Annotated in this window: 17 protein-coding genes; 7 read left to right on the top strand and 10 right to left on the bottom strand. The window is 34.5% G+C overall.

Features of this window, described 5'->3' with window-relative positions:
* The first annotated feature begins 139 nt into the window (after window positions 1-139).
* From DET63_RS21045 to DET63_RS21035, 3 genes are all read left to right on the top strand, one after another.
* Window positions 140-1,273 carry an FAD-dependent monooxygenase gene (locus tag DET63_RS21045; protein WP_016092706.1) on the top strand — a complete coding sequence of 378 codons (1,134 nt, stop codon included), beginning with the start codon at window positions 140-142 and terminating at the stop codon, window positions 1,271-1,273.
* Between the two features lie 28 nt (window positions 1,274-1,301).
* Complete coding sequence (locus DET63_RS21040; RefSeq protein WP_235661789.1) at window positions 1,302-1,742, top strand: hypothetical protein; 441 nt, start codon at window positions 1,302-1,304, stop codon at window positions 1,740-1,742.
* Window positions 1,743-1,818: 76 nt separating this feature from the next.
* The gene (locus DET63_RS21035) at window positions 1,819-2,409 is read left to right on the top strand and encodes a TetR/AcrR family transcriptional regulator (protein ID WP_002136037.1); all 591 of its coding nucleotides are present in this window, start codon (window positions 1,819-1,821) and stop codon (window positions 2,407-2,409) included.
* A 49-nt stretch (window positions 2,410-2,458) separates the two neighbouring features.
* Here DET63_RS21035 and DET63_RS21030 read toward each other — a convergent pair whose 3' ends face one another.
* The 5 genes from DET63_RS21030 to DET63_RS21010 all read right to left on the bottom strand — a co-directional run bounded on the left by DET63_RS21030 (window position 2,459) and on the right by DET63_RS21010 (window position 6,655).
* On the bottom strand, window positions 2,459-2,797 hold the full coding sequence (locus DET63_RS21030) for a single-stranded DNA-binding protein (protein WP_002141572.1): 339 nt from the start codon (window positions 2,795-2,797) through the stop codon (window positions 2,459-2,461).
* 161 nt (window positions 2,798-2,958) lie between these two features.
* The gene (locus DET63_RS21025) at window positions 2,959-3,213 is read right to left on the bottom strand and encodes a DUF4318 domain-containing protein (RefSeq protein WP_061688393.1); all 255 of its coding nucleotides are present in this window, start codon (window positions 3,211-3,213) and stop codon (window positions 2,959-2,961) included.
* Between the two features lie 95 nt (window positions 3,214-3,308).
* Window positions 3,309-4,040, bottom strand: a complete 732-nt coding sequence (locus DET63_RS21020; RefSeq protein WP_113937752.1) for a Bax inhibitor-1/YccA family protein — start codon at window positions 4,038-4,040, stop codon at window positions 3,309-3,311.
* Between the two features lie 75 nt (window positions 4,041-4,115).
* Window positions 4,116-6,011 carry an ABC-F family ATP-binding cassette domain-containing protein gene (locus DET63_RS21015; RefSeq protein ID WP_002127139.1) on the bottom strand — a complete coding sequence of 632 codons (1,896 nt, stop codon included), beginning with the start codon at window positions 6,009-6,011 and terminating at the stop codon, window positions 4,116-4,118.
* On the bottom strand, window positions 6,008-6,655 hold the full coding sequence (locus DET63_RS21010) for an HD domain-containing protein (RefSeq protein ID WP_002065130.1): 648 nt from the start codon (window positions 6,653-6,655) through the stop codon (window positions 6,008-6,010). Before DET63_RS21010 ends, DET63_RS21015 begins: the two co-directional genes overlap by 4 nt.
* A 109-nt stretch (window positions 6,656-6,764) precedes the next feature.
* Here DET63_RS21010 and DET63_RS21005 point away from each other — a divergent pair, with 109 nt between their 5' ends.
* The gene (locus tag DET63_RS21005) at window positions 6,765-7,442 is read left to right on the top strand and encodes a hypothetical protein (RefSeq protein ID WP_002065129.1); all 678 of its coding nucleotides are present in this window, start codon (window positions 6,765-6,767) and stop codon (window positions 7,440-7,442) included.
* A gap of 232 nt (window positions 7,443-7,674) precedes the next feature.
* On the opposite strand, the gene DET63_RS21000 is transcribed toward DET63_RS21005, so the two are convergent.
* A complete protein-coding gene (locus tag DET63_RS21000; RefSeq protein WP_002035358.1) occupies window positions 7,675-7,950 on the bottom strand; it encodes a stage V sporulation protein S in 276 nt (91 codons plus the stop codon).
* 179 nt (window positions 7,951-8,129) lie between these two features.
* On the bottom strand, window positions 8,130-8,291 hold the full coding sequence (locus DET63_RS30355) for a hypothetical protein (protein WP_181777943.1): 162 nt from the start codon (window positions 8,289-8,291) through the stop codon (window positions 8,130-8,132).
* Between the two features lie 189 nt (window positions 8,292-8,480).
* Between DET63_RS30355 and DET63_RS20995 the strand changes: the two genes are divergently transcribed.
* Window positions 8,481-9,065: a preprotein translocase gene (locus tag DET63_RS20995; RefSeq protein WP_113937751.1), complete on the top strand. Its 585-nt coding sequence runs from the start codon at window positions 8,481-8,483 to the stop codon at window positions 9,063-9,065.
* 195 nt (window positions 9,066-9,260) lie between these two features.
* On the opposite strand, the gene DET63_RS20990 is transcribed toward DET63_RS20995, so the two are convergent.
* From DET63_RS20990 to exsG, 3 genes are all read right to left on the bottom strand, one after another.
* A complete protein-coding gene (locus tag DET63_RS20990) occupies window positions 9,261-10,871 on the bottom strand; it encodes a lipase family alpha/beta hydrolase (RefSeq protein WP_395922866.1) in 1,611 nt (536 codons plus the stop codon).
* A 262-nt stretch (window positions 10,872-11,133) separates the two neighbouring features.
* Complete coding sequence (locus tag DET63_RS20985; RefSeq protein ID WP_002085943.1) at window positions 11,134-11,343, bottom strand: hypothetical protein; 210 nt, start codon at window positions 11,341-11,343, stop codon at window positions 11,134-11,136.
* 239 nt (window positions 11,344-11,582) lie between these two features.
* Window positions 11,583-11,735 (bottom strand): exosporium protein ExsG, encoded by a 153-nt coding sequence (exsG, locus tag DET63_RS20980; RefSeq protein ID WP_000395676.1) that lies wholly within the window; start codon window positions 11,733-11,735, stop codon window positions 11,583-11,585.
* Between the two features lie 207 nt (window positions 11,736-11,942).
* Between exsG and DET63_RS20975 the strand changes: the two genes are divergently transcribed.
* Window positions 11,943-12,947, top strand: a complete 1,005-nt coding sequence (locus DET63_RS20975; RefSeq protein ID WP_113937749.1) for an excalibur calcium-binding domain-containing protein — start codon at window positions 11,943-11,945, stop codon at window positions 12,945-12,947.
* Between the two features lie 203 nt (window positions 12,948-13,150).
* Window positions 13,151-13,858, top strand: a complete 708-nt coding sequence (gene ric / locus DET63_RS20970; protein WP_113937748.1) for an iron-sulfur cluster repair di-iron protein — start codon at window positions 13,151-13,153, stop codon at window positions 13,856-13,858.
* The last annotated feature ends 332 nt before the right edge of the window (window positions 13,859-14,190 follow it).

Raw genomic sequence — 14,190 nt, 5'->3', positions numbered from 1 at the left:
ATTTCTATTTTCACCTAATCATTCCGAAACTACAGTTAAAAGTCTAATTGACAATAACAAAAAAAGGCATTAATCTTAACTCATAAAATGACCTCGGTCATTTTATGATCAAAGTCATCTGAAAGTGGAGGGATAACAAATGAATAATGTCATGATTATTGGTGGTGGTATTGCTGGTCTTTGCGCAGCAATTTCCTTACAAAAAATAGGATTAGATGTAAAAGTATATGATAAAAATACTGAACCTACTGTTGCTGGTGCAGGTATTATCATTGCCCCAAATGCAATGCAAGCACTTGAACCATATGGAATTTCTGAGCAAATAAAAAAATTCGGCAATGAAAGTAACGGTTTTAACCTTGTATCCGAAAAAGGAACTATATTTAGTAAATTGACCATTCCAGCTTGTTATCCAAAAATGTACTCCATTCATCGAAAAGATTTACATCAATTGCTACTTTCCAAACTACAAGAAGGTACTGTCGAATGGGGAAAAGAGTGCGTAAAAATAGAACAAAATGAAGAAAACGCCTTAAAAATATTATTTCAAGATGGTAGTGAAGCATTCGGCAATATACTCATTGCTGCAGATGGTATTCATTCTGTCGTTCGAAAACAAGTAACACAATGTGATGGTTATCGTTATGCCGGTTATACGTGTTGGCGCGGCGTAACTCCAGCTCATAATCTATCTTTAACAAACGATTTTATTGAAACTTGGGGAACAAACGGTAGATTTGGTATCGTCCCTCTTCCTAACAACGAAGTATACTGGTATGCGCTCATAAACGCTAAAGCTAGAGATCAAAAATACAAGGCTTATACAACAGCAGATTTGTATAATCATTTCAAAAGTTTCCATAATCCCATCCCAGCTATTTTAAAAAACGCATCGGACGTTAATATAATTCATCGTGATATTGTAGACCTTATTCCAATGAAACAGTTTTTTGACAAACGCATCATCTTTATTGGGGATGCTGCCCATGCACTTACACCGAATTTAGGCCAAGGAGCTTGTCAGGCAATTGAAGATGCTATTATTCTTGCTGAATGCATCAAAAATAATGCCCACTATCGCCAAGCATTTACAGAATACGAACAAAAAAGACGAGATAGAATTGAAAAAATCTCAAACACTGCATGGAAAGTTGGAAAAATGGCGCAAATAGAGAGTAAATCCTTAACTATACTAAGAAACCAAGTAATGAAACTTGTTCCGAAATGGGTTTCTGAAAAGCAAGCACATGAACTATACAATTTTCATTTATAAAAAACTACAACGAAAAGTGGCGAAAAGTATGACCAGATTTCTCTCTATCTTATTTTCAACTATATTACTTATTAGTTTACTTGGATGCTCTGCTTACACCTCAAATAAAGCAGACTCAAAACTAGCATTAAAAACAGATGATGTAACGGATGTAAAGTTATTAAATATGAAGGAAAATATTACAGTAAAAGCAGAAACAAATAATAATGGATTTATTGTACAAATGCTCAAATCTATTCAAGCAGGTACACCTAAAGAAATCTCCTTAACAAAACAAACTATGGAATCTGTATCGAGTAAAATGGAAATTGTATATGAAGATCATTCAATCAAAACTTTATTAATTTGGGTGAATGATGATGAGACAATTACAATAGCCGAAGACTCTAATGATACAACTATTAAAGGCGTTCAAGTACAACACGACCTAAAAACCCCCATGATTGTATTAAATTTTATTAAACAGTAAATTTGTGCATAAAATAAAATTTCGTTTGAGATTATCTAAGAAATAGATATAATTGTTTTTGTTAGGAGTAGATTATATGCTTAGAGAAACGAGAAAAAAAGAATTAAAAGAACTCATATTCCTAAAAGCAGTACAGCTCTTCCAAGAACGTGGGTACGAAAATGTAACGGTTCAAGATATTACTACTGCATGCGGGATTGCAAAAGGAACTTTCTTCAACTACTTTCCGAAAAAAGAAAACATATTATTATTTTTAGGTGATTCTCAAATTGAACTATGGAATGAAAGTTTAAAAACGTATGAAAATGTGGAACATCCAAAAGAACGAATCAAACTTGTTTTAGGAGACTTACTAGATCGCTTTACTGGACATGGAGAATTAATGAAGCATGCTGTTTTTGAAATTATTAAATCTAACTACTTAGTAGAAAATGAATTAAAAAGTATACAACAGCTACAAGAAAGTTTGTCTTCAATTATTACAGCAGCGAAAGAAACAGGAAAATTAAACAGTCAATGGGATATAAATATTATCACTTCTACTATTATGAGTACTTATTTTTATACACTCATGTCCCAATCCCTATTAAATTCTAATGAAACAAATGCGAAAAATATACTCAATCAACAGTTAGATGTTGTTTGGGAAGGTATCAATCAAAAATAATAGAGGGCTATGCTACAAAGCCCTCTTAACTTTTAATACTCTTTACATCTTATTGCGATGCCCCCTCCCTCCTTCTCTCCAGAAATGTAATGCTCTCAATCAGAACTTCAGTTCTATATACTCTCTTTCCTTGTTCATCATCGTAATTACTCGTATGAATACGCCCTGTAATCCCAACAAGTGAGCCTTTCGTACAATATTCTGTTACATTTTCAGCCGACCTTCTCCATACAACACAATTAATAAAATCTACTTGTTGCTCACCTAAACTATTTCGAAAACCTCTATTCACCGCAACACATATTCGTGCATAAGCGACACCTTGTTTTGTGTAGTATAATTCTGGCTCCTTTGTCAATCTACCGATTAATACAACTCGATTCATCATAAGTTATACCACCTCACATATTTTTCTTCATTGTAAAGAAAAATGTTGGAAGGGTAAAAAGCGCAAAATGATATGTTTGTAAGCAAAAATTATTACTTTATATCTTACAAATCAAAAAAAGAAACCCTACATAGTTTAAACATGTAAGGTTTCCAAAAATATTATACTTCACTGCAAGATATGTAATATCCTCCGCGGGCCATCTTTATTTCAGCGCGGTACATTACATTTTCTAAGTAGAAAGTAATCGGTTTAACTTTACTCTCAAATTTCAATTGTTCATTACATTCTGTCGCATGTCCTTCAATAGCTGAACGAATGACTTCTGCTGACGGATATGTTAAAGCGTTATCTAGTTCTATGAAAAAACTTTTAGAAAATAGTTTTTTCATAATCCCTTTTTTCTCTTTCATCATATTCCATCCCCCTTCAATTTAAGTCGCCAACATCCATATTTTCAATTTATTTTTAAAAACAAAAAAACCTGCACATTTCATGCAGGATTTTTTTATTAGTCATTTTTCGTAAAGTAAGAAACGAAACGAAGAATTTCTAAGTATAACCATACTAGCGTCATCATTAAACCCATTGCACTGTACCACTCCATATATTTTGGAGCTTGACTACGTGCGCCACTTTCGATTAAATCGAAATCTAGTAATAGATTTAATGCAGCAACTACAATAATAACTGCACTAATGATAATACCGATTGTACCGCCCTGGTGAATATATGGAACTGTAACACCGAACATGTTTAGTAAGAATACGATTAAATACATAACCATAATTCCCATTGTCGCTGCGATTACACCTGTGCGGAATTTATCAGTTACTTTTACTACGCGTGTTGCATACAACACTAGCATTGCAAATAGAATTGAAACTGTTAGTAAGACAGCGTTTAAAACGATAGTATCGCCAAATTTCATTGTATAAATCGCTGAAATACTCCCTAATACAACCCCTTCTACCGTTGCATAGATTGGCGCACCGATAGGTGAAATGCGCGGGAAGAATATAGACGCAAATGCGACGATTGCCGCAATAACTAAAGCGCCAATTAATACTGGCATCTTCATCGTACCTTGCGTCATCTGTATGTATGAATAGACAGACGTTGCAAGCAGCAAGATAAGCATGATAAACGTTTTGCCTACTGTTCCGCCAATAGTCATCGCAGAAGTATTTGCTCCCTCTTTACGGAATGCCTCTTTTTTCAACATTGGATTAGATGTTCTCATTTTTTCCCTCCTAAAATAGGTTCTACCAATAGTGTAAAGTTTTTCTCTTTACTTTTCAATATATGCAGCTTGTTTTTATTTTAATCCTTCAACGATGTCGGATAGTTCACTCCATCGTTCCATCGTTTTTTCTAGCTCTTCTTCTATCTTCTGCCCTGCTTCAGATAATTCTTGGGCCTTTGTGAAGTCAGATCCAACATTCGTAAGTTCTTCTCCAATTGACTCAAGTTTCTCTTCTAGTTGTGCAATTGTATCTTCAATTGTTTCCCATTCACGCTGCTCATTGTAAGAAAGTTTACGTTTACGTTGTTGTTTCGGAGCCTCTTCTACTACTTTTTTCTCCTTTTGAACTTCTGCTTTCTCAATGAGTTCTCTCGTTTTTTCCATTTCTAAATACTCTGTATAACTACCTAGGAATTCACGCACTTCGCCTTCGCCAGTAAAGATGAACAATTCATCTACTACTTTATCTAAAAAGTAACGGTCATGCGATACAGTTAAAACAACACCTGGGAAATCTTCTAAATAATCTTCTAGCACTGTTAATGTTTGTGTGTCTAAATCATTCGTAGGCTCATCAAGTAATAGTACGTTTGGTTCTCCCATTAAAATACGCAATAAATATAACCGTCTTCTTTCGCCACCAGATAGTTTACCAAGCGTTGTTCCATGTGAATGCGGTAGGAATAAGAAACGTTCTAGCATTTGAGATGCGCCAATTACTTTTCCGTCTGTCGTATGAATAACTTCCGCAATTTCTTTAATGTATTCAATCATACGCTGGTTTAAATTCATCTCTTCATTTTCTTGCGTATAATAGGCAACTTTTACAGTTTGTCCTACTTCAATTTCACCACTATCAGGAGAGAATTTTCCTGCAAGCATATTTAATAGTGATGATTTTCCGCTTCCATTTGCTCCGATGATTCCGATACGATCACCAGGCTTCACAATATGATTAAAGTTATGTAGTACTGTTTTATCACCAAATTTTTTCGTTACATCTTTTAATTCAAGTACTTTCTTTCCTAAACGACTTCCACTTAGTGCAATATCAACTGATTGCTTCGCTGCTGGTCCTTCTTGTCCCTTCAGCTCATCAAAACGCTGAATGCGCGCCTTTTGTTTCGTAGAACGGGCTTTTGCACCACGGCGAATCCAAGCAAGTTCACGACGATATAAATTTTGGCGTTTTGATTCTTGTGCCGATTCTTGCTCTTCACGAAGTGCTTTCGCTTCTAAAAATGTACTGTAGTTTCCTTCGTAGCTATACAGTTTACCGTTATCTAATTCAAAAATACGGTTTGTCACACGATCTAAGAAATAACGATCATGGGTTACAAGTAATACCGCACCTGTATATCTTGCTAAATATTCTTCTAACCATTCAACTGTCTCATGGTCAAGATGGTTCGTAGGCTCATCCAAAATTAATAAATCAGGTGTTTCAATAAAACATTGCGCCATTGCAATACGCTTTTTTTGTCCACCAGATAGGTTTCCAACAGTTGCTGTAAAATCAGTAATTCCTAATTTCGTTAATAACGATTTTGCATTCGCATTTGCTTCCCATGCACTCATCGCATCCATACGTTGCTGCACTGCAAATAATTGTTCCTGTACTTTTTCATTACTTGGATCTTTTTCGATATTTAATAACGATTGTTCATAATCACGAAGAAGACGAATTAAAGGTGTATCACCATGGAACACTTGCTCTAATACTGTTAGTTTTTCATCAAACTCTGGTTGCTGTGATAAATAACTAATTGTATATCCGCGTGAATGCGTCATATCACCTGTATCAGGAGTTTCTAATCCTGCAATAATTTTTAATAACGTTGATTTACCAGTACCGTTTACACCGATAATTCCGACACGTTGTCCTTCTGTAATACTACATGATAATCCATCAAATAACGGTTTTTCTCCGTATGATTTCGATAAGTTCTCCACAGTTAACATTTTCATATTTGTGCATTCCACTCTTTCATAAATTGTTCAATAAACTGTTCCATATAACGATGACGAACTTCAGCCTCTTGTTTTGCTGCGTTCGTGTTCATTAAATCTTTTAGTTTTAAAAGCTTTTCATAAAAATGATTTAAAGATGGATCATTATTTTTTCTATATTCATCTTTCGTCATCACTTCTCGAGGAGGGATAGTTGGATCATACATTAATCTCCCTTTCGCTCCTCCGTATGCAAACGTTCGAGCTATTCCAATTGCACCAAGAGCATCTAAACGATCCGCATCTTGAACAATTCTCCCTTCAAGTGACTCAACTGTGCCACCATGACCGCCCTTATAAGACATATTGGCGATGATATGAAGAACATGCTTACTTTCCTCTTCTTCAACACGTAACTCTTCTAACCAATCAGAAACTTTTTTCATTCCTGCTTCTTCACTCTCATTTAACTTCTCATCTGCTACATCGTGAAGTAATGCTGCCATTTCAATTATAAAACGATTTCCCCCTTCTTGCTCGGATAAAGAAATCGCCAATTTATGTACGCGTTCAATATGATACCAATCATGCCCACTCGCATCTTTTTCTAAAATATGCTTTACGAAAGTTATTGTTTTTTGTATTTTTTCTTGTTTTATCATTTTATCTTCACCCAGTTACTTATTGTAACACGCCCGCATTTTTTCATCACATATTTTCTTGTCCGCCCATACACTAGGTGGTAGGCATCATTATGAAGGAGGAATAAAAATGTTCTATAATAACCAACCGCCTTACCCACAACAGCCTCTTTATCCTCAACATCAGGAACAAAGATATGCTGAACAATATGAGGAGCAAGAGACACAACATCAAGAGCCACAATACGAACAAAATCCATACGCAACACCGCAAAATCAAGAAACTGAATATCCTCAAAACCCTTATGACACACGTCCAAATTATGAATATCCTCAAAATCCATACGTAGCACAACCTAGCCAAGAACCTCAATTTCAAGGTACTCCATACGAGACGCAACCACAATATCAACAAAATCCATACCAACAACAAATGTATCAACCAAACTATGACGCACGTGTCTCACCACCTAAACCACCAACAATTGATCCGACGCAACCACAAATATTACCACCTGGGCCGACTTTAGATATTACACAACCACAAATTTTACCACCTGGACCTATTACAGAACCAACGCAACAACAAATCCAACAAGTTGTCGGTACACAGTTTTTACCTTTAAAGAAACCTGTACTTGATTTCGTAAAACCTTGGGTAGATTACGGCTTGAATGAAGCGAAACATACATCACACAAACATGCTTTAACAGAAGTTGCTGCGATTATGTTCTTAGTTGGTAAAGGATTCAACCCAACGATTGCTCATTATATTGTAGAATCTTGGGAGAAGAATGAGCAGTTTTAGAATTGTTGATTTTAAAAAACATAAAAACCTCAAAAATGCCAAATCCCTTATGTCACAAAGGATTTGGCATTTTTAAGTTTCTAGAAAAACCCGCTAAATATAAAGAGGAATTAAAAGTCATAAATCCGGTACAATACTGTATCCACGCCCAAGGAACTGTAAAATGAAATAACGTGTATAACTTTTTGGAGTCTATTGACCTTTTCAAATCCCCTTATATTAATGCTCGCTATTAAGACCTTCTCCTTCTAGGACCTACAATTAATTTGATTGCTGTTCTTTCTTGATTATCGATAGTAACCTCTTGAAACGCTGGAACAAGCACCAAGTCAATGCCACTTGGAGCTACAAAACCTCTTGCAATCGCAATTGCTTTAATCGCTTGATTTAAAGAACCAGCTCCAATCACTTGGATTTCTACTTTGCCACTTGCTCTTAGTACACCGGCTATTGCACCTGCCACTGAATTCGGACTTGATTTTGAGGATACCTTTAATATATTTTCCATGTACGTTGCTCCCTCTATTATTTAATCTCTCTTTTCTTACTGTTTGAAATATAACTAACGTATCTTTAACTATTATTCAAAATAAATACAAACAATTCTGTATAATTACATTCATTCGATATTTTTTGCCTTCTTCCTGCACAACTACATAAATAAAAAGCGACGACTAAGTTAAAAACTTAATCATCGCTTTTTCCATTTCTCTGTTTCACTAAAATGCTGTCCTTTAAATACTTCTCTTCTTTACTTTGGCGATATACTATCTTAAAGTTTAAATACTTCAACATTTTAAAACCTTGGATAGAGTTATCTGCTAAATATTCATCCTTTTTATTTTCCAAAATTTATCACATAGAATATTCTAACTCCATTTTTTGAAAACTATATCCCCTCATTAGAGTACTTTATATTATGCCAGTTTTTTATCCTAAATCTATTACCTTATATATGGACAAGTATACACGCCAATTGCTTTTCGATTGCATAAACTACTATGTGTTATACATTTATTAATAATAGGAGGTAATATATTGGGTTCATACTATCATTCTTCAAGTTCATATAAAAGATCTTCATGCCACTCTTCTTCTAGTTCATATAAAAAATGTTCGTGCCATCAATCTTCCAGTTCGTATAAAAAATGTTCATGCGACCATTCACATAAATCATCTAAGCCTGCTTACGGCACTTTTTGGCAAACTGAGTTTATAACTGTTCCTTTTGGCGGTTCTTTTCCGTTTAATCACGTTGGCCCTTTGGCAGGAGGAGTTTCCTTATTAAATCCGACTACTATACAATTTAGTAAAGCTGGTGATTATAGAATTTCTTTCATTTCAAGTATTAACACTACGTTAAATCCTGTATTTCCCCATATTCCAGTCATAACTATATTTTTAAATAATAATCCACTTGCTAATAGTCAAGGTGATTTCGCTTTTCAAATGAATACTTCATCAAATAACGAATGCCTTCAACTAGCTGGCGAAACTATTGTTACGGTGCCTGCTAATTCAACTCTTCAACTTAGAAATAATAGTGGTTTCAATCATCAAAGTATTGTAACTTGTGATAATGGTATAAATTCAGTTGAATTAACAGTTACAAAACTAAGTTAATACTATTCCCTCACATTCAGATACTAATTTAGTATCTTTTTTTATTGCATAACGTTTTTTTGATTCCTATCGTCCTCTTATACAACATAAACTCCCATTTCACTTTTCTATTCATCTAATAAACATGAAAAAGTGCCGAAATCCTTCTGCCACAAGAATTCGGCACTTTTTTTATTAAAACCGATTCATTCTTTCCTACTTCTCCACATAAACCGATTTAACTATCGTACGATTATAAGGTTGTCCTTCCTTATTCATTCCTTTTATATCAATTGTAACGTTATATACACCCGGCTGTTCTATATTTTTCAAAGCACCTGTAAATGTAGTTGTATTAATGTTTTTCGATTCATTTGATTCAGAAACTAATTTTCCATCTTTATTAATTACTCGTACTGTTACTGAAAGATCGCCTTTCATTTCTGGAGCTACAGGTGATTTTTTGAGTTTATACTCTGCTTTATTTACTTTAACCTTTGCCGGCATTTGAAGGACGAACGGAGCATCTTTTTTGTAATCGGTCACGATTAAATATGCATCTTTCTGCTGCTTCGCCATCATTTTAACTTGCCATTCTCCTTCTTCCATTTTATCAAATTTAAATGTTCTTATAGTCGCTCCTTTAAAGAAAGATTCACCTTCACCAGTAGATACAGCACTATCTTTATTTGTATAAACTTTTCCTTTTGGAGATATTAGTTGTATTTCTACATCCGAAGAAGCTGTTAAAACAGAAATTACCCCTTCTGCCTTTTTATCAACTGCGATAGTTTGCCCTACCCACTCATTTTGTGACAACTCTCCTCCTAAAATAGCTTGATTAGAAGTTGTGTTTAATTGTTCTACCTTATCCTCTGAACTATTACTCGGGGCTAATAAAGCTGGTACTGGTACATTTACTGTCCGTAAATATGGTTCAATTCGTGCGAAAACAGCTGAACCTTTTCGGATATTATCATGATCAAACCGTGAATCTGTAAATAAATGTGTTCCATATGGTAACTTAGCACTCCATTCATTCACTAACCCATCATTAGAACCGTATGATGACAAATACAACCCGCCCATAGATAATGCTGAAAAAACAGGTCCCCAGCTTGTCCCAGTAGCCGTATAGTAACGGTTTAATTTAGCTGCAGGATTATTATCTATTGTAGAACGAAACTTTGCCATTTCACCTATTTGCAATGAATATGTCCCATCATCTTTTTGACCTAATATAGAGGCAAGCCATCCTGCCCACCAACTATATGATAAATCCGCTAAATTGGATCCGTAATGCGGAGTGGCAAGCGTAATAACACTTCCAACAAATCGATTCGCTCCATATCCAACTAACGCAGCTTGTGTATCAATACCACCTTTACTGTGAGCTACAATATTTACTTTTTTGCCAAAATGATTATAAATCTCTTCAAGCTTTTGTGCTAACAATTTTCCATTGTCCCATTGGCTAGCTGATCCTTTCCCCGCGGCATCATATAATTGAATAAATACAGTTTGATAGCCTGCTTTCAAAGCATAATCGTACATATCATTCATCTCATGATATACTGTCTTTCCATACCAACTATCCGCATTACCATTTCTTCCTTGTACAAAGAGAATTGGTGGTTTATTCTCATCATAATTAGTAGGTTTCTGACCTAAAAACCATTCTCCAGGAGTAAATACTTCTTGATCTGGAAAGCCAGTCTTAAGCTCTGTTACAACCTCCGCGTGTACATTTGCACTAAAAACCAGCGGACTCATAAAACAAAGTACAATAAATAATGCGATACTCCTTTTCATAATTCCCATTAACATCCCCCTTTTTCTCCTGAAAGAAAACGCTGCCATTCCGTTGAACACCAATTGTTGTAAATTCCATTTAATCAATTACTTTTACGTTACAATATAATAAGAAATTAATAGCCGCATTCCTTTCTTATCAAACGTTATTCTCTCAACATTTCTTCATTCCTTTTTACAATAAGCGTTTTGAATATTTCTCAATAAAGCTTTCTCTTTACAAAAAAACTGCGTATAAAAGGTCTCTTTAATAACCTTTTATACGCAGCTTCTTTGTTTAAAACTCGATGATATACTCATCATCATATTTATCGTATTGCAAACCCGCTCCTATTTTGAATTCTGTAACTTGATCTCTTAGAAATGGTGCATCTTCTATTTTACTAGTTGCTATTTCAATCCCATATTTTTTTGTTAAATGCGCTAATTCTATTAAAAACCATTCTCTTCGTAATACGACTGGAATATCATACGTTCGTCTTTTCATATATACTAGCACCTCTTTTATTTTCATTATTGAAAAGAATATCACTTCTACTTTCGATACACTTTTTAAAACTATCGTTCATCATCAAAGGCCAATGAAACATTATAGTATATGCATGTCCGTTTTAAACGTGCTATGGCAAAAATAATATTAAAAAACTCATTTAGTTTACATAAAAAAATTATGTAATAGTAAAAGGGTAAGGCTTGTCCCTCATCCTTTTACTATCAAAAGCTAAATTAAGAACATCTTGGTACACCTAAAGCTAAGAATAAACCTGCTACTCCTGCTGTAATTGGCACTTTCAACGTAATAACATCATCTACTTTTGTTACTAAAAAGTAAGCATTCCCTTCTTGTAACACGCAATTCACTAATAATTGAAATTCCATACAAATCTCCTCCTTTCAATCGATATACTATAATTTATGAAATCTCTTTCAAAAAGTAATAGTAAATACATCTATTTTTCCTTATATATAAAATAAATGTTTATATGTCTATTAAAATATTAATTTTCTAAATTAATATAAAACGTGTAATATCCAATAAATCCCTATATAATCTATAGAGAAAATCTTACAAATGGAGGTATTAAAATGGCAGTTTTGAGTAATATTGGTGCAGCTTTATCTTTTATTGCTTTTATTCTTTTAATTTTATGTATCATTTCATTCTTTAAGAAAAATGGAAAAGCAAAACAGTATGGTCGTCCAACTGTTATTCTTTTTATGATTTCATTTCTCTTAATAGGAATGGGCACTACAAAATCTGAACACCCAGTCATCGATTTCTTTGCTACTTTAAGTTTGATTTTATTTATTTTTTTCCTTGTTCTAGCAATCTTATCCGTAATTAAAAAGACAGGTGTAGCAAAAAAACAATTTATTATCACAGCTATTTTATTTGTCATTTTTGTTGCGCTATCAGGTATTTCAAGTCCTTCTTCTGCAAAAACGACAGCAACGAATAAACAAGTCGCTTCTAATAGTGAAGAGAAAAAAGATGACGAAAAGAAAAAGGAATTAGAAAAGAAAGAGGCGGACGAAAAAACTCGTAAACAACAAGAAGATGAAAAACGCCAAACCGAAGAGCAAGCTCTTAAGCAAGAAGATGAAAAGCGTCTAGCTGATGAGCAAGCTCGTAAACAACAAGAAGAGCAAAAACGTCTAGCTGATGAACAGGCTCGTAAACAACAAGAAGAGCAAAAACGTCTAGCTGATGAACAGGCTCGTAAACAACAAGAAGAGCAAAAACGCCAGGCTGATGAACAGGCTCGTAAACAACAAGAAGAACAAAAACGCCAGGCTGATGAACAAGCTCGTAAACAACAAGAAGAGCAAAAACACCAGGCTGATGAACAAGCTCGCAAACAACAAGAAGAGCAAAAACGCCAGGCTGATGAACAAGCTCGCAAACAACAAGAGGATCAGCAAAAAGCACAGCAAGCTCAAACACAACCAGCTGCAAGTAACAATAGTAATGTAACTTACAAAAATTGTACTGAAGTTAAAAATGCTGGAAAAGCTCCATTATATAGAGATCAACCAGGTTATAGCTCTAAACTTGATCGTGATGGCGATGGAGTTGCATGTGAAAAATAGTAGTAAAAAAGAAGCTTCTAGTAAGCTTCTTTTTTTATTATCAGAAACTATTGCGACGAATTACCCTCCCTCTCCCTTTTATAAAACTCATTTTATTATTCTCAAAAATGACACATAATAAGTGATTTAAATCACCACATTAATTTTAATTTATCGCTATTCTTAATTTAGATATTACATTTAAATTTTATGGAGGCATTCATATGAAACATACATTTACTGAAACTTCAATTGTTGGTGAGATTGTTACGCAATTCCCGAAAGCTAGCGACCTTTTTAAGTCATATAGAATAGATTTTTGCTGTGGTGGTAATAGACCACTTATTGATGCAATTAATGAAAGAAATTTATCAGCTTCTGAAGTAATTACAGAGTTAAATACGCTTTATCATAATACGAAACTATTAGATGAATCTGAAATTGATTGGAAAAATGCTTCTTATCGCGAATTGATTGATTATGTAATTAATAAGCATCATCGCTTTTTAAATGAAGAGTTGCCACAGCTAAGTCCATATGTAACGAAGGCATTACGTGTTCATGGGGCAAATCAGCCTCATTTAGCTCAAATTCATAAGCTATTTCATGAACTTAAAATGGAATTAGAACAACATTTAATTAAAGAAGAAACGGAAGATTTTCCGTTAATTTTAGAATTCGAACAAAATCCAACTGATGAAAACTATGCAAAGTTACGTAAAGTAGTAGATGAGCTCGAAAATGAACATAACCACGCTGGCAATATTATTAAAGAACTTCGTAAGGTGACAAATGATTTTACTCCACCAGAAGGCGCTTGCGGCACTTATCGACTTGTTTACCAACGTCTTGAAGCGCTAGAGTCTGATTTATTTGAGCACATTCATTTAGAAAATAATATTTTATTTCCACGTGCCATTACGAGAGTATAAATCAAGTGCAGGACATGGGTGTAAATACTTATGTCCTGCTTTTTCATTTTGCGAAAAATATCCACATCCCCCTCACACAAATCCGAATTTTAACAATTTGTGAATCATTGTCAACTACCCCCACTGAGATAAAACGTTTCAGTGGAGGCTTGAGTTAGAACGCTAGGTCTTTTCGTCTATCGCTAGACAGTTTGACGCTCTAGAATTCATGCCACCTTAAGGTAACACCCCAAGTAAGTTTTTGGTTGGTACTAGAAACGAATAATCGTTTCCCCACTTGCACCACCCTTTCGAAAAAGAGCAGTTCTTCCTTATAGAAGAAGCCACCACTC

This window comes from Bacillus sp. DB-2, assembly GCF_003315125.1.
Taxonomy (GTDB): Bacteria; Bacillota; Bacilli; order Bacillales; family Bacillaceae_G; genus Bacillus_A; species Bacillus_A mycoides.
The sequence above is the reverse complement of the archived record's forward strand: the minus strand, read 5'-3'. Positions and strand labels throughout refer to the sequence as shown.